The sequence below is a fragment of the Pseudomonas sp. TH31 genome (assembly GCF_016650815.1).
GTDB lineage: Bacteria > Pseudomonadota > Gammaproteobacteria > Pseudomonadales > Pseudomonadaceae > Aquipseudomonas.
This window is the reverse complement of sequence record NZ_JAEKEZ010000029.1, coordinates 380,097-397,087: the sequence shown is the minus strand read 5'-3', so window position 1 is coordinate 397,087 and position 16,991 is coordinate 380,097. Positions and strand designations below refer to the sequence as shown.

The window sequence follows — 16,991 nt, the reverse complement described above, 5'->3', positions numbered from 1 at the left end:
GAGCGGAGGCAATCCGATGAGCCAATCCCGTTCGTTGTTGCGTGGGCGTGGTACCCACGACAGTGGCAAGGTCGGCATGGTCGAGTTGTTTTTCGATTTGGTGTTCGTGTTTGCGGTGACCCAGCTCTCGCATTCCCTGCTGGCGCATCTGTCTATTAGCGGTGCGGTGCAGGTTGCGTTGTTGATGGTGGCGGTGTGGTGGGTGTGGATCTTCACCTCGTGGATCACCAACTGGCTCGACCCGGAAAAACTGCCGATCCGCCTCGGGCTGTTTGGCCTGATGATCGCCGGTTTGCTGCTCTCGTCATCGATTCCCAAAGCCTTCACCGATCACGGGCTGATGTTTGCCGCAGCGTTCGTATTCATGCAGGTGGGGCGCACGCTGTTTGCGATCTGGGCGGTACGCGGCGAACCGCTGAACATGACCCGCAACTTTCAGCGCATCCTCGCCTGGCTGGTGCTGTCCGGGGTGTTCTGGATCGCTGGCGCGTTTGTGCAAGGTGATCAGCGTCTGGCCTGTTGGGCGCTGGCGCTGTTGATCGAACTGGTCTCGCCGTCCCTGTATTTCTGGGTGCCGGGGCTCGGGCGTTCAACGCTGCAGGACTGGAATGTGGAAGGCAATCACATGGCCGAGCGCTGCGGGCTGTTCGTGATCATCGCCCTGGGCGAATCGCTGCTGGTGACCGGCGCGACCTTTGCCGAACTGGAGCCGAGCCTGCAAGGCGTGACGGCGTTTGTGGTGGCCGTGCTCGGCAGCATTGCCATGTGGTGGGTGTATTTCGACAGCGGCGCCGAGCGTGCCCACCATCGCATCGTTCATTCCACCGACCCCGGCCGGCAAGCGCGGATTGCCTACACCTACCTGCATGTCTTGATTGTCGCCGGGGTCATCGTCAGTGCAGTGGCTGATGAGCTGGTACTGGTGCATCCGGATCACGCCAGTGACGCCGGCATCCTCGCGATCATTGCCGGGCCGTGCTTGTTTTTACTGGGTAACGCCCTGTTCAAATGGGTCATGGCCGATCGGCTATTGCCGCCGTTGTCCCATTTGGTCGGCCTGGGGTTGTTGCTCGTGCTGCTGCCGCTGGCGTTGAATCATCTGTTTTCGGCGTTGGTGCTGGGCGCGTTGACCACGGCGGTGGTGATGTTGGTGGCGGCTTGGGAAACCCTCGCGCTGCGTGAATCCCTGGCCGCACCGGAACATTAAAAGCCGCTTCTGGAAGTAGGACGGCTCTGTGTTATATGTAGGCCCTTTCTGCCAACTCCCAGGAGCACCGTCATGCCTCATCTGCACATGGAATACACCGCCAACCTGCCCGAGTTGAACGCCGACATGGCGCTCATCCGGCTCAACAATACGTTGGTGGGTTCCGGTCAGTTTGCGGCGGAGTTCGATATCAAGAGCCGCGCCGTCAAGGTCGAGACCTTTAAAGTCGGCACCAGCCTGGGCGAGCGTGCGTTCGTGCATGTGAAGCTGGCGTTGCTGAGCGGACGCTCGCCGCAGATCAAGAAGCAACTGTCCGAAAGCCTGTTAGCCGTGGTGCAGGAGTTGTGTGAATGGCCGACGGATATCGAGGTCCAGTTGTGCGTGGAAATCCTCGATATCGATCGCGAGTCCTACACCAAGACGGCCATTGGCCACTGAGTCAGGCGGCTTGCTGCTCGGCGCAGGCCTGGACTACTTGCTCTCGCAGCCACGTGTTGGCGCTGTTCTGATCGACGCTTTGACTCCACTGCATATCGAGGGTGAAACCCGGTAAGCCGTTAGGGGCTTCGCGATGATTGAACACCGCTCCGCTGGCCAGCAAACGCTGGATGCGCCGGGGCACGGTCAGGATGAAATCAGTGCCGGTGATCATTTTCAGTGCCGCGCTGTAGCTATTGGAACGGGTGACGATCTGACGCTTTTGCGCCTGTCGCGCCAGCCAGCCATCGACGATGTCGGTGGTGGAGGACCAGGGTGTCGGGAACACATGCCGGCGTGCGGTGAAGGCTTGCAAACTTAAACGCGGTTCCAGTGGTGTCGCGCGTTTGTCGAAGACGCAGACCAGATCGTCTTCGAGCAGCCTCAGGGATTTGAAGTCGTTGTGGCTGCGATGACAGTTCGGGCCGAAACAGATCACCAGGTCGAGGCTGCCGTCACGCAAATCGTCGGCCGGGATATCGGTTTCGAACTTGTGCAGGTTGACCATCACCGGCAGGTCCGCGAAATCGAAGCGCTTCAACAGGCGCGGCAGGATCAACTGCTCGAAGTATTCCGGTGCGCAGATGTTGAAGGTGACCGGCTGTGCCGTCGGGTCGAAGGTCTGGGCGCTGGCATGACACAGGTTGATGGATTCAAGGATCTTCAGCACATGGGGGTACATGATGCCGGCCTTGTGGGTGGGGCGCATTCCGGTGCGAGTGTTGATGAACAACTCGTCTTCGAAACTGGTGCGCAGTTTTTTCAGGCAGTAACTCACGGTGGACTGACTGACGAAGAGTGCCTCAGACACACCGGTGACGCTGCTTTGCTCATACACAGCGATAAACACCATGAGGTCCTGCATGTCGAGCTTTCTAAGCAAGTTACTGTTCAGCATCCGTACTGTCTCGCTGTGCTCCTTGCGCTGACTGTGCGCAAACGTGTGCGAACGATCCTAACGGAACGATGGTGCCAAGAGAATGCCCTGTAGGAAACTTCGGTGTCAGATGTGGGACACATCGTGTAGGTAACACGACCTGCTGCTTGAAAAAGATCAGCGTCGAGCCGGGGAGCGCTGATTATCCAGTCACCAAGTGCCGCAGTGGAGCGGTCGGGCATTTGGACCAGGTCGAAAGTTCATTTTAAGTTGTATCTTAATAATTCCTGTTACAACAAACCGTCCTGCGCGCAAACGCTGACAATCTGTTCGCGAAACCAGCTATTGGCGCTGTCATGCCCCGGTTTCTCGTTCCACAACATGTCCAGGGTAAAGTTGGGTAAACCGCTCGGTGGTTTGCAATGGCTGTATTTTTCTTCGTTGCCGAGCAGCATCTGGATGCGCCGAGGCAGGGTGAGCACGAAATCGGTTCCGGTAATCATATTGAGTGCCGCCATGTAACTGTTGGCCCGTGCGACAATTTGCCGGCTGTAGGCCCATTTGCTGAGCCAGCCATCCACCATGTTGGTATCTGAGGTCCAGGGGGTCGGGAAGATATGCTGGCGTGCGACAAAGCTATCCAGGCTGAACTCGTCCTCTGGTGGTGCGAAGTTTTTATCGACGACGCACACCAGGTCATCTTCCAGCAGTATTTGTGATTTCAAATTTTTAGAACTGCGATGAAAGTTTGGCCCAAAACAAATAACCAGGTCAAAACGGCCGTCGATAAGTTCTTCGGTAGGAATATCTCTATGGAATTTCTGGATGTTTACAATGACCGGGAAGCTACTGCCGATAAAGCGCTTTAATAAATTTGGAAGAATCAGCAGTTCAAAGTATTCGGGTGCGCAAATATTAAAAGTGATCTCTTTTTGCGTCGGGTCGAATGCGTGCAGTCCGGAATGGCATATGTTTATGCTTTTAAGGATTTTAAGAACATGACCGTACATGGTGATGGCTTTGTTGGTTGGCCACATGCCATTGCGGGTATTGATGAATAGCTCGTCATCGAAGCTCGTGCGCAGCTTTTTCAAGCAGTAACTCACGGTGGACTGACTGACACATAGGGTTTCGGAGACCTCAGTGACGCTGCTTTGCTCGTACACCGCCACGAACACCATCAAATCCTGCATATCCAGTTTTCTGAGCAAATTGCTATTAAGCATAAAATCCGTCTCGGTGAAAATCCATGTGCGTCACTGTCCGTAGTGTTTGTGACAGGGTTATTTATTTATATATTAGCGGAAGCAATTGGTTTTTTAAATGGTCTGTCGAATGTTTCCTCAATATATTCTCGCTCACTTTAAAATGAGTCCTGAACAGGGACAGGGAGGTCAAAGTGTTGGTGCGTGTCACGGAGAGTCAGACACCGTTGTGGGTCCAGGCGACTGAAGTTGTGAAGGAGAAGTTTCGCCGCTCTTATAACGCCTCCGTAGAGCCGAGCCCGCAGTATTTTGCGCTCACTCTAGACAGTGAGGAACGTATTCTTTCTTGTGCCGGTATAACGATTGCGGACCACCGCACATTATTCTCTGAACACTACCTGTAGCAACCGATAGAAACGATCAATTGTGGGAGCGAGCCTGCTCGCGATAGCGGAGTGTCATTCAACAATGATGTCGACTGACACGGCCTCATTGCGAGCAGGCTCGCTCCCACCGTTTCAAGCCGTAACGGTTTTTACGTTACGGCTGCTCATCACTAGTGCAAGCATCCCGACCCCCACCAGCAGTGCACCGCCGAGCTCCATCAGCGTCGGTTGCTGCCGCAGCCAGAACCAGTGGAACAGCGTGACAAACAGCGTGTTCAGGTAAACATAGGAAATCACCGTCGACGGTGAAATCACCCCGATTGCCCGATGCAATAGCCAGAAGGTGGCGAGGGTGCCGAACACCGCCAGGTACACCAGCCACAACATATCGCGCACCGACAGCAGCGCAGCACTGCGCCAACCGCCGCTGGACAAACAGAACACCAGCAAAAACACGGCACCGAACAGCATGTTCCAGAAAGTCATCGCCACCGGGTCACGGCCCTTCAAGGTCGTGGCCTTGAAGCGCTGGCTCAATGGCGAATAGAGCGCCATCGCCAGGCAGCCGGCGCCGAATACCAGCACCGGGTAGGGCGAGGGCAGTTCGCCGGGGGCCGACCCCTTGAGAATCAGCAGCACCGCCCCCGTCGCCGCCATCAACATCGGCAACACGCGCGTCTTCAGGGTTGGGCTCGGCAGCAGGAATACCTCGAAGAACAACGTCATCAACGGCACCAGTGTGTACAGCGTCGCGGTGTTGACCGCCGAGGTGTAGCGCAGCGCTTCAAATAGCGAACCAAAATACGTCGCCAGCAACAACCCGAGTACCGCATGGGCCAGCAAGCCTTTGGCCGAAATGGGTGAGGTGCTTTTCAACAACAGCAGCGGCAAGAACATCAAGGCTGAAAACAACAGGCGCAGCCCGGTCAGCAGGATCGGATCGATCGATTGGCCGACCTGCGCCGCGGCAAAAAAAGACGCGGCGATCAGCATCGCCCAAATCAGCATCCCCCAATGGGCTGCTGCAAAACCGACTTGTTTCATGAGTTCTTCCCTTGCGTCTGAATGCACGACGCCATGATCGGTAAGCCGGCCTGAAGGCTCTGGCGAGTTTTTTAAATACACGGCCGCCAATACTTGCAGGCGTTGTGGCGAAAGCGAGAGCCGCTGTTGCGTGAAGCGGTCCTTCCAAGGTCGGCTGATCAGCCCATAGGTGGGCCTTGAAAGGACCGTCGACGACTATTGGATATGCTGCGCGTAACGTTTCGGGTTGAAACGCAGCACCATCACGATCATCACCGCCATCACTGCCGTGAGTGACCACCAGGCCCATTCGAAGCTGCCCAATTGGTCGCGAATCATCCCGGCAATCAGCGGCGAAAGCCCGGCGATCAGGTAGCCGATGCCTTGGACAAAAGCGGTCAGCCCGCCTGCACGGCGCGGGTTGTCGAGGTGATCAAGGGACACGATCAGGCTCATCGGGAACAGACCGCCAATGCCCAGGCCCAGCAGGCATGGCCAGAGCAGGCTGAAGTGTTGCGGGCTGAGGATCAGGCCGCAGAACCCCGCCATGATCAGCGCCAGCAGCGCCACCAGCACCAGACGTTTATCCTGGCTGTGGTTGGCAATCGCGGGGGTGATCAACCCGGAGATCACTTCCATGGCCGTCAGAAACCCCAGCAGCAGGCCAGCGTTCTGTTCGCTCCAACCTTTTTCCACGTAATACGGCGCGAGCCAGGCCAGGACGCAGGTGTAGGACGCCGTGCCCAAGCCGAAGAAAATCGCCAGCAACCAGGCCCGTGAATTTCCGACGAAGGACTCCTGGCGACCGGTGGGTGCCGTCGGCAGTTTCGGGATGGCCGAACGCTGGGCGAACCAGAAGCCCAGGGCCAGCAGTGCCAGCAACGCCCAGATTGCCAGGCCCATGCGCCAACTGCCGGTCTGCGCCAGGACGAAAGGCGAGAACGAAGCCGCAATGGCTGCGCCGCCCATGATCGAGGTGACGTACAAACCCATGAACAGCGAGACGTTGTCGCTGAAGCGCGACTTGATCAGCGCCGGCATCACCGCTTGGATAAGGGCGATCCCGACCCCGGCCAGCACCGCGCTGAGGATCAGTTCAAGGGTGCTGTCGAGGTACAGCCGCGAAACCGTGGCCACGCCGATGATCAGCAACGACACGACGATGGTGCGGTGTTCGCCGAAGCGTTGGGCGACACGCATGCCGAGGAACATGGCCAGGCCCATCGCCATGACCGGCAGCATGGTCAGCAGCGACGCGGTACTGAAACTCAGCGGGATATCCCCGCGAATCGCCGACAACAAGGGGCCGACAGCGGCCATGGACGGACGCAGGTTCAATGCGACCAGAATGATGCTGGCTATTAACCAAAAGGCGGGGCGGGTAGTGGCGCGAACGTTTTCCATGGGCGGACCTTAAAGAGCTAGGACTCGATTAGGCGCGAGGGGTAGGGCAGCGGCAAACTAGAAAGTCCGGGGTGATATCTAGAAATTAAATAAGCCGATGTGAAGCCGAAAAGATCGCAGCCTTCGGCAGCTCCTACATTGGCTCGGCTTACACCCGTAGGAGCTGTCGAAGGCTGCGATCTTTTTGCGTCACAGGCAATGTTTAGCCAAGCCACAACCAAGGTTCTTCAAATCGCGATTTAACCACCCATCCACCCGTGTGACGCTGCTGCACATCTGTTTTCTGCGGTTTTCTCTATGGACGGTTGGCCAGTCGTACTGCACTACCAGGCATCCAGCGGCGCTTGTGCGTCCGGCCTCGGTCGTCGGTTCCTGCCTGCCACCGCGCCAAACCTCTGTGCACTCCCATCCGAACTGGCCTTCTGGGCGCTGTGGCATTGCCGTCATGCGCGCCCACCGGACTCCTGCGTTTCCTGTTGAGTATTCCTACAGGTCCCGGGCGATGCATCGGGATCAAATCGGCAGCGCCTGCGCGTTTGCCTGACACGGAAAAACGAGAATTCCCATGAGTAGCGCCACGACCGCCTTCGCCACGAAGCAAGAAGCCCTGACCTTTCTGGAGCAGAACCCGGATATCGAGATGTTCGAGTTGTTCATCCTCGACAACAACGGCGTGCCACGCGGCAAGTTGCTGCATCGTGATGAACTGTTGGCGGTGTACGAAAGCGGCCGGCCACTGCCCAGCACCATTTTGGGCCTGACCATCAATGGCGATGACGTGGAAAACTCCGGGCTGGTGTGGGATGTCGGCGATATTGACTGCCGCGCCTACCCGGTCAGCGGCAGTTTGCAGCGTATGCCGTGGCGGCTGATTCCGATGGCGGCGGTTCAGGTCAGCATGCACCCCAAGGAAGGGCTGCCGGCGACCATTGCCGACCCACGGCACTTGCTGGCGAAGGTCATCGAGGGCTTGCAGGCGGACGGCTATTACCCGGTGATGGCGGCGGAGCTGGAGTTTTATCTGCTGGATCAACAGCGCGACAGCAACGGTCGGCCGCAACCGGCGCGGGACGTTGATGGCGGGCGACCACGGGCCACCCAGGTCTATGGTTTACGCGAACTGGAGCAGATCGAGCCGTTCCTGGCCGACCTCTATAGCGCCTGCAAACTCCAGGGCATTCCGGCGCGCACGGCGATTTCCGAATATGCGCCGGGCCAGGTCGAAATCACCCTCGAACATCGCACCGACGCCTTGCAGGCGATGGATGAAGCGGTGCGTTACAAGCGGCTGGTCAAAGGCGTGGCCCACAAACACGGGATGGCCGCTTGCTTCATGGCCAAACCCTTCGATGACCTGGCCGGCACCGGGATGCACATGCACGTCAGCCTGGCCGACAAGGACGGCAACAACCTGTTCGCCAGTGCAGCGCCCGACGGCACACCGTTGCTCAGGCACGCAGTGGGCGGAATGCTCAGTACCTTGCTCGATTCGCTGCTGTTGTTCTGCCCGAACGCCAACTCCTATCGCCGTTTCCAGACCAACAGCTATGCGCCACTGGCCGCCACCTGGGGTGTGGATAACCGCACTGTGAGCCTGCGGGTACCTGGCGGGCCGGCGTTCTCCCGGCATATCGAACATCGCATCTGCGGCGCCGATGCCAACCCGTACCTGGCGGCGGCAGCGATCCTGGCCGGTATTCACCGTGGCATTCGCGAGCAACTCGACCCCGGTGCTCCGGTGGAAGGCAACGGTTATGCCCAGGCCACCGAATTGCTGCCCACCGACTGGTTGACCACGTTACGGGCGCTGGAAGGCTCGAGTTGGGCGCGGGATGCGTTCGGCACCGAGTTTTTGGGGGTGTACCTGGCGGTGAAACGCGCCGAGTATCGCCAGTTCATGGGGGAGGTCGGGGAGCAGGACTGGCGCTGGTACCTGAATCAGGCCTGAGCATTTTGCAAATAATTTGAAAGATTTGCGCTAATACCTGAAGCCAACTATTCGTTGGCTTCTTTTTCACGAAAAATTGATGGTCGGCTGATTAAAGTTTGCGTTGTCGCGGAAAATGAAATTTTCACAATTACCGGCGACACTTCTTTTCAGGAACAATCGACCTGCATGTTGAAATTAAAAACCGTGCGCCCTGAGTGGGTGACACTGATTGCCAGTGCCTTTTTACTGGCCGGGTTCAATCTGGTCTTGTGGCAACACCTCTTCGAAATCACCGCATCCGACGCTAAAGGCATCGCCATGCGCGTGGCATTTGGCATCATGGTGTTCGGCGCCTTCAACATCGTCCTGACCGTGCTGGCGTTCCGCCCCGTATTAAAACCGCTGCTGACCTTGATCTTCATGGTCAGTGCCGGGGTGGCTTACTTCATGAGTCAATACGGCGTGCTGATCGATGCCGGCATGTTTCGCAACTTTGCCGAAACCAATGCCACGGAAGTGCGCGACTTACTGTCGATAAAGTTATTTGTCTATATTGTTCTGCTCGGTGTTTTGCCTTCGTGGTTATTATGGAAAACACCGGTCAATTATCGCGCCTGGCACCGTGAGCTACTCAGTAAAGCCTTGGTGAGTGTCGCCTCTGTTGCGGCGATCGGTGGCGTGGCGCTGGTGAATTATCAAGGCCTGTCGTCCCTGTTTCGCAATCACCATGAATTGCATTTGATGGTGGTGCCGAGCAACTACATCGGTGCCTCGGTCGGTTATCTGCGTGAGCAGGTGGTGTCCTCGCAACAACCCTTTGTCAAAATTGGCGAAGACGCCCGTAAAGACCAGGCCTGGCAGTCCCATGAGCGCAAATCCCTGACGGTGCTGGTGGTCGGCGAAAGTGCCCGGGCCGAGAACTTCGGCATCCTCGGCTACAACCGCGACACCACGCCCAAGCTGAGTAAAGAGGCTGGCCTGATCGCCTTCACCGACGTGCATTCCTGCGGCACGGAAACAGCGGTATCGGTGCCTTGCATGTTCTCCAACATGGGCCGCAAGGATTACAACGCCAGCAAGGCAAAGAACCAAGAAGGTTTGCTGGACGTGCTTAAGCGGGCCGGTCTGGACGTGATCTGGCGCGACAATCAATCGGGCTGCAAAGGCACGTGCGATCGGGTCACGATCGACGATGTCAGCAATCTGAAAGACCCGGTGTTGTGTTCCAGCAGCGAGTGCCGCGATGAAATTCTCCTGCAAGGTTTGCAGCACTTCATCGATACCCTCGACAAAGACACCGTGCTGGTCCTGCACCAGATGGGCAGCCACGGCCCGGAATACTTCAAGCGCTACCCCAAAGAATACGAACACTTCACACCGGTGTGTGAAAGCAATGCGCTGAACAATTGCAGCCGCGACAGTATCGTCAATGGTTACGACAACACCCTGGTGTATACCGACCACGTGCTGTCGACCCTGATCGATCTGTTGCGCAGCAACCAGGACAAAGTGGATACCGCGATGCTCTACCTGTCCGACCACGGAGAGTCCCTGGGCGAGTACAACCTGTTCCTCCATGGCACGCCTTACATGATGGCGCCGGAGCAACAGAAGCATGTGGCGATGCTGGCGTGGTTTTCCGACAGTTATCAACAGTCGTTTTCGGTGGACGCCCATTGCCTGCAACAACGTCGCGACAAACCCTTGAGCCAGGACAACCTGTTCCATTCGATGCTCGGCCTGCTGGAAGTCGACAGTAAGGTCTACGACCCGAGTCTGGACATGTTCGCCGGCTGCCGGGGGCCTGTGGTCGACGGCGTGCTGGCTAAAAAGTGAGTGCTTCGACTTATTTTTCACGGGCCGAGCGCTAACCTGCGACCGGTAGATCTTCCAACAAGAGCCCCTGCACATGTCTTCGTTGCCCCCATCTGCCATCGAGCTTGAGTTCGCCCGGCGCTACGACCAGGAACACGCTCGCGTCTGTTTGCAGCCGCAACCGCGTGGCATGGCGGGCCGCCTGGCGTTTCGGCGCGAAAAGCAGTTGGTGCGCAACGCGCTCAAGGCTGCCGGCGAGCCGGGTCTGATCCTCGATGTGGCCTGCGGGGCCGGGCGTTTTTGGCCGGTACTGGCTGAACATGGGAATCGGGTGATCCTGGCGTCAGACCCGTCCCAGGACATGCTTGATCATGCCCGTACCCATCACCCGCAGCCGTTGCTCAAGCGGATCAAGACCTTTCAGAGTTCGGCGTTCACCATCGGTTTGTCGGTGAACGCTGTGGATTGCATTATTTGCATGCAACTGTTCCAGCATCTTTCTCGTCCCGAGCATCGGTTGGCCATGCTCGGCGAGTTCCACCGCGTCAGTCGTGACACGGTGATTGTCGCGGTTCAGCTTGAAAGCCGCCTCGGGCGCCAGCCCGCTGCCGCCGAAGGCACTCAGGCACAAACTCTGGTGAACAAGGCCGAGGTTGAAGCCGAGTTCAGGCAAGCAGGTTTCAGCCTGCTCAGTCACCAGGACTTCTTTCCCGGTTGCTCGCGGATGCGGGTCTACGTGCTGCGTAAGACCGGTTAGTCTCCCTTCGTCAGACATTTCTTGCCTTCCGGCAGGCATTTTCGCTAAAGCTCTTGTTCAGTGCATGCGCGGAAATCGCCGGGGGCGATATATACTGCGCGCCATTCTTCAAGGGAGAGCCGTGTGGCCATCGATATTCACTGGATTCGCGACAACGATAGCCTCGGTCAGTTTTGCGCCGAGTGGCAGCAGCTGCCATTCGTTGCCCTCGACACCGAATTCATGCGGGTCGACACCTTTTATCCGATTGCCGGGCTGCTGCAGATCGGTGATGGCGTGCGCGCTTACCTGATTGACCCGCTGACCATCGACAACTGGCAACCTTTGGCCGCGTTGTTGGAAAACCCGGCTGTGGTGAAAGTCGTTCACGCGTGCAGCGAAGACCTCGAAGTCCTGTTACGCCTGACCGGCAGCCTGCCGGCGCCGCTGTTCGACACCCAATTGGCTGCCGCCTACCTGAACCTGGGTTTCTCCATGGGTTACTCGCGGCTGGTCCAGGAAGTACTCGGCATCGACCTGCCGAAGGGCGAGACCCGCTCCGACTGGCTGCAACGTCCGCTGTCCGATACCCAGATCAGCTACGCCGCCGAAGATGCCCTGCACCTGGCGGAAGTATTCGTACGCCTGCAACCGAAGTTGCCTGAAGACAAATACAGCTTTGTGCTGGAGGATGGCGCCGAACTGGTGGCCAACCTGCGCCGCGAGGTCGACCCGTACGAGGTCTACCGCGAAGCCAAGCTGGCCTGGAAGCTGTCACGCGCCCAACTGGTGGTGTTGCGTGAACTCTGCGCCTGGCGTGAGCACGAAGCCCGCGCTCGCGATCTGCCGCGTAACCGCATCGTCCGTGAGCACTCCTTGTGGCCGCTGGCGCGGACTCAACCGGACAACCTCGCAGCGTTGGCAAAAATCGAAGACATGCACCCGCGTACCGTGCGTCAGGACGGCGAATTTCTGCTTGATCTGATCAAGCGCTCTGGCAGTGTGTCGCCAGATCAATGGCCACCCGCCGTGCCGGAACCATTGCCGGTAGACGCCGCCGCGCTGGTCAAGCAACTGCGTGCCATCGGCCAGGCCGAAGCCGAGCGCTTGAACATTGCGCCAGAGTTGATGCTACGCAAGAAAACCCTGGAAGCCTTGCTCAAGAGCGGCTACCCCAACGGTCCTTACCAATTGCCTGATTCGCTGCGTGGCTGGCGTCGCGAATTGATGGGCCAGGCGCTGCTCGACAGCCTGGCCACCGCCGGAGAACAGCCTTGAAACGTATTTGCTCCATTTATCGAAGCCTGAAGAAAAACGAGATGTACCTCTACGTGCTCAAAAGCGATGCACTGGAGCGCGTCCCGGAATCGCTGATGGCGGCGTTCGGCAAGCCGCATCACGCCTTCGACCTGGTGCTGACCCCCGAGCGCAAACTGTCGCGCGAGGACATCACCGTGGTCCTGGAAAACCTTGAGAAGCAGGGCTACCACCTGCAAATGCCACCGGCCGAGGACGAGTACATCGAACACTTGCCCGAAGAATTGCTGCGCCGCAACGACCCGATGTGATTGGCAGACAGGCTCTGTTCAGAGCCTGTGTGAAAAACTGGAACAATTTTGACGATGGCCGCGACCGATGGAGCGATACTCCGTCCGCGGCTGTCTGCCCTGTTTTTGAAAGGTTTGAACCATGCGCGTTCTGATTGCTGAACACGATCACCCTGTGTACGCCCAACTGTTGCGTCAAGCCGTGCCTGAACTGGAAGTGCTGACCAGCGGCGACTCCGCCGAACTGGCGCGCCAAGCGGCCGATTGCCCGATCTGGCTCGGCCAGCCGGACTTGCTGGCGACCCTGCTGCGTCAGGGCCACCAGCCACAATGGCTGCAATCGACCTGGGCCGGCATCACGCCGCTGCTGGCCGACGGCTTGCCACGCCACTATCGCCTGACCCGGGCAGTGGGGATTTTCGGCCAGGTCATGGCCGAATACGTCCTGACTTACATGCTCGGCCACGAACGCGAAGTGCTGGCGCGACTGGTCAGCCAGGTCGAGCGCAAGTGGGACAATCGCCTGGGCCAAAGCCTGGCGGGGCGCAAGGTGTTGATCGTCGGCACCGGCGACATCGGCCAGACCGTGGCGAAATTCCTCGTGCCGTTTGGCGTCGAGTTGTATGGCATCGCCAGCGAGGCTCGCGAGCAGGCACCGTTTGTCGAAGTGGGCGCGCTGAGCGACTTGCCGCGGCTGGTCGGCGAAGTGGATTACGTGATCAATCTGTTGCCCAACACGCCGAACACCCACGACCTGTACGACGCGGCGCTGTTCAAGCAATTCAAGCCGACCGGGGTGTTCATCAACGTCGGGCGCGGCGTGGCAGTGGTCGATGCTGACCTGGTCGAAGCCTTGAAAGAAGGGCATCTGGCGGGCGCGGTGATCGACGTCTGTCGTCAGGAACCGTTGCCACAACGGCATCCGTTCTGGACCGCCTGGGGCCTGTTGCTGACCGGCCACAGCTCGGCACCGACCTCACCATCAATGATGGTGAACCTGTTTGTCGAAAACCTGCGGGCGTATGAGGCGGGCGAAGCATTGCGCGGCGAAGTGGATTTCAATCGCGGGTATTGAGACGCGACCAAAAAGATCGCAGCCTTCGGCAGCTCCTACAGGTGTACACATAACCTTGTAGGAGCTGCCGGAGGCTGCGATCTTTGCTTTTAGAGGGTAAAGTCGCCTTCAGCCGCCAGTTCGCTCAACGGACGACGCGGGCTGGGTTCTTCGCGCGATTGCAGGTACTCCGCCAGCGTCGCTTTATCGCCCAGCTTGCCCACTGCCACCGCCGCGTGCAGCGCATAGCCCTCGGGGATGTTCAGCTCTTTGCGGGTCAGCTCCTGGTCGAAACCGGCCATGCCGTGGGTATGCCAGCCGCTGATGCTCGCTTGCAGCGCCAGGTGGCCCCAGGCCGAACCGGTGTCGAAGGTGTGCCACAACGCCGGGGTTTCTTCGGTGGCACCGGGCGCCGCGAAGGTGGTTTTCGAGATCACGATCACCAGCGCCGAGGCGTGTTGCGCCCAGCCGCGGTTGAACTCGTTCAGCAGGCCCAGGAAACGCTCCCAGTTCGGCGTGTCGCGGCGCGCGTAGAGAAACCGCCAAGGCTGCGAGTTGTAGGCCGACGGCGCCCAGCGCGCGGCTTCGAAGAAGCTCAGCAGGGTTTCTTCCGGGATGCTTTCGCCGGTAAAGGCCCGTGGCGACCAACGATCGGTGAACTGTGGGTGAATGGCATAATCGGCAACGCGTGGGTTGGCACTCATTCAGAGATTCCTTACTACGTTTGGACAGGGAGTCGAATAAAAACCAGCGGCCGCAGTTGAGCTGAGCGATAAGGTTTTCTTGAGCCGTGACAGTTCACCGGAATGCAACGCGGTTGCGCGTTAATGGCCTTCAGGTTTGGCTCGTTGCGACTGGCAAAGCTACTCGGCGGCGCAAAAACTGACAAGTGAAGTTCTACCGACAGTCGCCGGCGCTTGGCCCGCGAGGCCTGTGGTACTAGACTGGCGGCCTTTTCACCACCTGATGTTGATGCTCGAGCCATGGCCGCCAAAGTCGAACCGTTCTGGATACGCAAAACCCTCGATCAACTCGATCCAGAGGAATGGGAATCGCTGTGCGACGGCTGTGGCCTGTGCTGCCTGCAAAAGCTCGAAGATGAAGACGACAACAGCGTCTACTACACGCGCATCGCCTGCAAACTGCTGGACCTGAAAACCTGTCAGTGCACCGACTACCCGAACCGTCGGGACTTCGTGCCGGACTGCATTCAGCTCACGCCGGGCAAGGCTGAAGAGTTCCGGTGGCTGCCGCCGACCTGCGGTTATCGACTGGTCAGCGAGGGCAAGGACCTGCCGCTGTGGCATCACCTGGTATGCGGCGACCGCGATGCGGTGCACCACGAACGTATTTCCCAGTCCGGGCGCATGCTTGCCGAAGGCAGCGTGGCCGAAGACGATTGGGAAGACCATCTGATTTTTCGCGCGGGTTAACGCCTGATGCTATTTACCGGTGGCGAGGGACCTTGTCGGATCGCCGCACCGTCCCGCTTGAGTGCGTAGCACTCACAAAATTGCCAGTGATTACTAGAATTCGGGCTGTTATGCCGCCCGGTGCGAGCAAGCTCGCCACAAGGAGTGTGTATGGCTGTGCGATTGCGGCTGGCGTTGGCCGTTGGGGCGTTGGTCCTGAGTTCGTCGGTGTGGGCGGCGAAAAAGGTCGATCTGGATTACCACGTGCGTCTGTTGCCGCAAAGCGATCAGGCCGAAGTGCGCCTGACCCTGGCAAAGGGCTCGGCGGTGCGCAGCCTGGACTTTGACCTGGGCGACGGCAGCGACTACAGCGATTTCACGGCCGACGGCCAATGGCAGCTCACGCCGGGCAAAGCGGCCCGTGGCGTCTGGCGCCCGGCCGCCGACAAGGCCAGCCTGACCTACCGCGTTCGCATCAGCCATGGACGCAAGAACGGCAGTTTCGACACGCGCATGACGCCAAACTGGGCGTTGCTGCGCGGCGACGCTCTGGTGCCGGCGGCCAAGCTCGATCAACAGGACGGCACCGAGCTGGTGTCACGCCTTGAGTTCGAATTACCCACTGGTTGGAAAAGCGTCGAAACTGCCTGGCCGCGTATCGGCAAGAATAAATTCCGGGTCAACAATGCTTCCCGGCTGTTCGACCGGCCGACGGGCTGGATGCTCGCCGGCCACCTCGGCAGCCGCCGCACGCGCCTGGGCGAAACCGAGGTCACCGTCGCTTCGCCGCTGGGGCAGGGCATGCATCGCATGGATGTGCTGACACTGCTGACCGTTGTCTGGCCGCAAGTCCAAGCGGTGTTCCCGCGTCACCCGAGCAAGTTGCTGATCGTCGGCGCCAATGACCCGATGTGGCGTGGCAGTCTGGCGGCGCGGGAATCGATCTACCTCAACAGCCATATGCCGCTGGTCAGCGAAAGCGGCAGCAGTGCGCTGGTGCGGGAGCTGGTCCAAGTGTTCGGGCGGATCAATGACCGTGAGCGCAGCGACTGGATCAATGCGGGGTTTGCCGAGTTCTACGCCATCGAACTGCTGCGCCGTGCCGGCGGCATGAGTGATGAACGGTACGAGAGCTTGCAGAAGAAGTTGGCCAGGGACAGCCAGCAGGTCACGACCTTGCGCGGCGAGCGGATCAGCCCGGCGCAGGTTTCAAAAACGGTGGTGTTGCTGGGGGAACTGGATCGCGAGATTCGTTTGAAGACCCGCAATAAACGCTCGCTCGACGATGTGTTGCGTGGGGCGATGCATTTGGGGAGTGTGGATACCAAGGCGTTTGTTCAGCTCAGCGAAAGCGTGATCGGTGAGTCTTCCAAGGTCCTTGATACCGGGTTGTTGCAATAAAAAATCAAAAGATCGCAGCCTTCGGCGGCTCCTACAGGTATATACAAAACCCTGCGTAGGAGCTGCCGAAGGCTGCGATCTTTTGCTCTTAAGCTTGACCGGTTTGGCGGAATCAACCCCCAGCTTTCGGCGACTTCAACGAATCATTCCCGGTCACGGTCGCGGTGTTGGTCGCCGCCTCGGCATTCGCCTTCAACTGGCTCAACTCTTCCCCCGCCCGCTGAATCTTCGCCCGCACGTGGTTCATGTCCTGCCGGCTTTTCTCCAGCAGGCTTTTCACCGAACTGTGCCCGGTGATGCCACGGGCCAGCGCCACGCCGCCAATCGCCACTTGAATCAAACCGAACACGCCGCCACGACGCAGGCCCTTGCCGACCATTACCACGCCGCCGGCCAGGGAACCGATGCGTTCCCAGCCCTCGACGTTCTGGTCAGGGTAAGTCTGGAATGGCGTGGATTGAATGCGCTCTACACGTTTGAGTTCGCTCATGATCTGTCTCCAGGCAGTAATGGATAG

The 16,991-nt window shown here is 58.8% G+C and carries 17 protein-coding genes; 11 read left to right on the top strand and 6 right to left on the bottom strand.

The features are described 5' to 3' along the window. Nucleotides 1-16 precede the first annotated feature (16 nt). Nucleotides 17-1,207, top strand: a complete 1,191-nt coding sequence (locus JFV26_RS21215) for a low temperature requirement protein A (protein WP_201195226.1) — start codon at nt 17-19, stop codon at nt 1,205-1,207. A gap of 72 nt (nt 1,208-1,279) precedes the next feature. Then, a complete protein-coding gene (locus JFV26_RS21210) occupies nt 1,280-1,645 on the top strand; it encodes a 5-carboxymethyl-2-hydroxymuconate Delta-isomerase (protein ID WP_201195224.1) in 366 nt (121 codons plus the stop codon). A 1-nt stretch (nt 1,646) separates the two neighbouring features. Here JFV26_RS21210 and JFV26_RS21205 read toward each other — a convergent pair whose 3' ends face one another. Then, nucleotides 1,647-2,582 carry a LysR family transcriptional regulator gene (locus JFV26_RS21205; RefSeq protein WP_201195222.1) on the bottom strand — a complete coding sequence of 312 codons (936 nt, stop codon included), beginning with the start codon at nt 2,580-2,582 and terminating at the stop codon, nt 1,647-1,649. Between the two features lie 269 nt (nt 2,583-2,851). Beyond that, nucleotides 2,852-3,787: a LysR family transcriptional regulator gene (locus tag JFV26_RS21200; RefSeq protein ID WP_201195221.1), complete on the bottom strand. Its 936-nt coding sequence runs from the start codon at nt 3,785-3,787 to the stop codon at nt 2,852-2,854. Between the two features lie 173 nt (nt 3,788-3,960). On the opposite strand from JFV26_RS21200, the gene JFV26_RS34995 reads away from it, so the two are divergent. Further along, nucleotides 3,961-4,170, top strand: a complete 210-nt coding sequence (locus tag JFV26_RS34995; protein ID WP_201195219.1) for a thermostable hemolysin — start codon at nt 3,961-3,963, stop codon at nt 4,168-4,170. A 114-nt stretch (nt 4,171-4,284) separates the two neighbouring features. On the opposite strand, the gene JFV26_RS21190 is transcribed toward JFV26_RS34995, so the two are convergent. Then, nucleotides 4,285-5,196: a DMT family transporter gene (locus JFV26_RS21190; RefSeq protein WP_201195217.1), complete on the bottom strand. Its 912-nt coding sequence runs from the start codon at nt 5,194-5,196 to the stop codon at nt 4,285-4,287. Nucleotides 5,197-5,391: 195 nt separating this feature from the next. Then, entirely contained in the window at nt 5,392-6,579 is a 1,188-nt protein-coding gene (locus JFV26_RS21185; RefSeq protein WP_201195215.1) for a cyanate transporter, read from the bottom strand. Between the two features lie 565 nt (nt 6,580-7,144). On the opposite strand from JFV26_RS21185, the gene JFV26_RS21180 reads away from it, so the two are divergent. The 6 genes from JFV26_RS21180 to JFV26_RS21155 all read left to right on the top strand — a co-directional run bounded on the left by JFV26_RS21180 (nt 7,145) and on the right by JFV26_RS21155 (nt 13,682). Continuing rightward, nucleotides 7,145-8,527, top strand: coding sequence for a glutamine synthetase family protein (locus tag JFV26_RS21180; RefSeq protein ID WP_201195213.1), 1,383 nt, complete (start codon nt 7,145-7,147; stop codon nt 8,525-8,527). Nucleotides 8,528-8,695: 168 nt separating this feature from the next. Continuing rightward, complete coding sequence (locus JFV26_RS21175) at nt 8,696-10,345, top strand: phosphoethanolamine transferase (protein ID WP_201195211.1); 1,650 nt, start codon at nt 8,696-8,698, stop codon at nt 10,343-10,345. Nucleotides 10,346-10,418: 73 nt separating this feature from the next. After that, a complete protein-coding gene (locus JFV26_RS21170) occupies nt 10,419-11,081 on the top strand; it encodes a class I SAM-dependent methyltransferase (RefSeq protein ID WP_201195210.1) in 663 nt (220 codons plus the stop codon). A 123-nt stretch (nt 11,082-11,204) separates the two neighbouring features. Beyond that, nucleotides 11,205-12,338, top strand: a complete 1,134-nt coding sequence (gene rnd, locus JFV26_RS21165; RefSeq protein ID WP_201195209.1) for a ribonuclease D — start codon at nt 11,205-11,207, stop codon at nt 12,336-12,338. Beyond that, nucleotides 12,335-12,628, top strand: a complete 294-nt coding sequence (locus JFV26_RS21160) for a YcgL domain-containing protein (RefSeq protein ID WP_007898694.1) — start codon at nt 12,335-12,337, stop codon at nt 12,626-12,628. The genes rnd and JFV26_RS21160 overlap by 4 nt, the downstream gene beginning before the upstream one ends. Before the next feature lie 121 nt (nt 12,629-12,749). Beyond that, nucleotides 12,750-13,682: a D-2-hydroxyacid dehydrogenase gene (locus JFV26_RS21155; protein ID WP_201195208.1), complete on the top strand. Its 933-nt coding sequence runs from the start codon at nt 12,750-12,752 to the stop codon at nt 13,680-13,682. An 89-nt stretch (nt 13,683-13,771) separates the two neighbouring features. Here the strand turns inward: JFV26_RS21155 and JFV26_RS21150 are convergent, their stop codons facing one another. Next, nucleotides 13,772-14,365 (bottom strand): nitroreductase family protein, encoded by a 594-nt coding sequence (locus JFV26_RS21150; protein WP_201195207.1) that lies wholly within the window; start codon nt 14,363-14,365, stop codon nt 13,772-13,774. A gap of 279 nt (nt 14,366-14,644) precedes the next feature. Here JFV26_RS21150 and JFV26_RS21145 point away from each other — a divergent pair, with 279 nt between their 5' ends. Continuing rightward, nucleotides 14,645-15,094 (top strand): YcgN family cysteine cluster protein, encoded by a 450-nt coding sequence (locus JFV26_RS21145; RefSeq protein WP_201195205.1) that lies wholly within the window; start codon nt 14,645-14,647, stop codon nt 15,092-15,094. A gap of 150 nt (nt 15,095-15,244) precedes the next feature. Beyond that, a complete protein-coding gene (locus tag JFV26_RS21140) occupies nt 15,245-16,474 on the top strand; it encodes a hypothetical protein (RefSeq protein ID WP_201195203.1) in 1,230 nt (409 codons plus the stop codon). A 112-nt stretch (nt 16,475-16,586) separates the two neighbouring features. Here JFV26_RS21140 and JFV26_RS21135 read toward each other — a convergent pair whose 3' ends face one another. Further along, nucleotides 16,587-16,964: a YgaP family membrane protein gene (locus JFV26_RS21135; RefSeq protein ID WP_201195201.1), complete on the bottom strand. Its 378-nt coding sequence runs from the start codon at nt 16,962-16,964 to the stop codon at nt 16,587-16,589. Nucleotides 16,965-16,991 lie beyond the last annotated feature (27 nt).

Excerpts from the sequence above, each read along its gene's own strand:
- JFV26_RS21215 (WP_201195226.1), top strand. The coding sequence starts at position 17 with ATGAGCCAATCCCGTTCGTTGTTGCGTGGGCGTGGTACCCACGACAGT.
- JFV26_RS21180 (WP_201195213.1), top strand. The coding sequence starts at position 7,145 with ATGAGTAGCGCCACGACCGCCTTCGCCACGAAGCAAGAAGCCCTGACC.
- JFV26_RS21145 (WP_201195205.1), top strand. The coding sequence starts at position 14,645 with ATGGCCGCCAAAGTCGAACCGTTCTGGATACGCAAAACCCTCGATCAA.
- JFV26_RS21185 (WP_201195215.1), bottom strand. The coding sequence starts at position 6,579 with ATGGAAAACGTTCGCGCCACTACCCGCCCCGCCTTTTGGTTAATAGCC.
- JFV26_RS21205 (WP_201195222.1), bottom strand. The coding sequence starts at position 2,582 with ATGCTGAACAGTAACTTGCTTAGAAAGCTCGACATGCAGGACCTCATG.
- JFV26_RS21210 (WP_201195224.1), top strand. The coding sequence starts at position 1,280 with ATGCCTCATCTGCACATGGAATACACCGCCAACCTGCCCGAGTTGAAC.
- JFV26_RS21190 (WP_201195217.1), bottom strand. The coding sequence starts at position 5,196 with ATGAAACAAGTCGGTTTTGCAGCAGCCCATTGGGGGATGCTGATTTGG.
- JFV26_RS21140 (WP_201195203.1), top strand. The coding sequence starts at position 15,245 with ATGGCTGTGCGATTGCGGCTGGCGTTGGCCGTTGGGGCGTTGGTCCTG.
- JFV26_RS21200 (WP_201195221.1), bottom strand. The coding sequence starts at position 3,787 with ATGCTTAATAGCAATTTGCTCAGAAAACTGGATATGCAGGATTTGATG.
- JFV26_RS21170 (WP_201195210.1), top strand. The coding sequence starts at position 10,419 with ATGTCTTCGTTGCCCCCATCTGCCATCGAGCTTGAGTTCGCCCGGCGC.
- JFV26_RS21135 (WP_201195201.1), bottom strand. The coding sequence starts at position 16,964 with ATGAGCGAACTCAAACGTGTAGAGCGCATTCAATCCACGCCATTCCAG.
- JFV26_RS21150 (WP_201195207.1), bottom strand. The coding sequence starts at position 14,365 with ATGAGTGCCAACCCACGCGTTGCCGATTATGCCATTCACCCACAGTTC.
- JFV26_RS21175 (WP_201195211.1), top strand. The coding sequence starts at position 8,696 with ATGTTGAAATTAAAAACCGTGCGCCCTGAGTGGGTGACACTGATTGCC.
- JFV26_RS21155 (WP_201195208.1), top strand. The coding sequence starts at position 12,750 with ATGCGCGTTCTGATTGCTGAACACGATCACCCTGTGTACGCCCAACTG.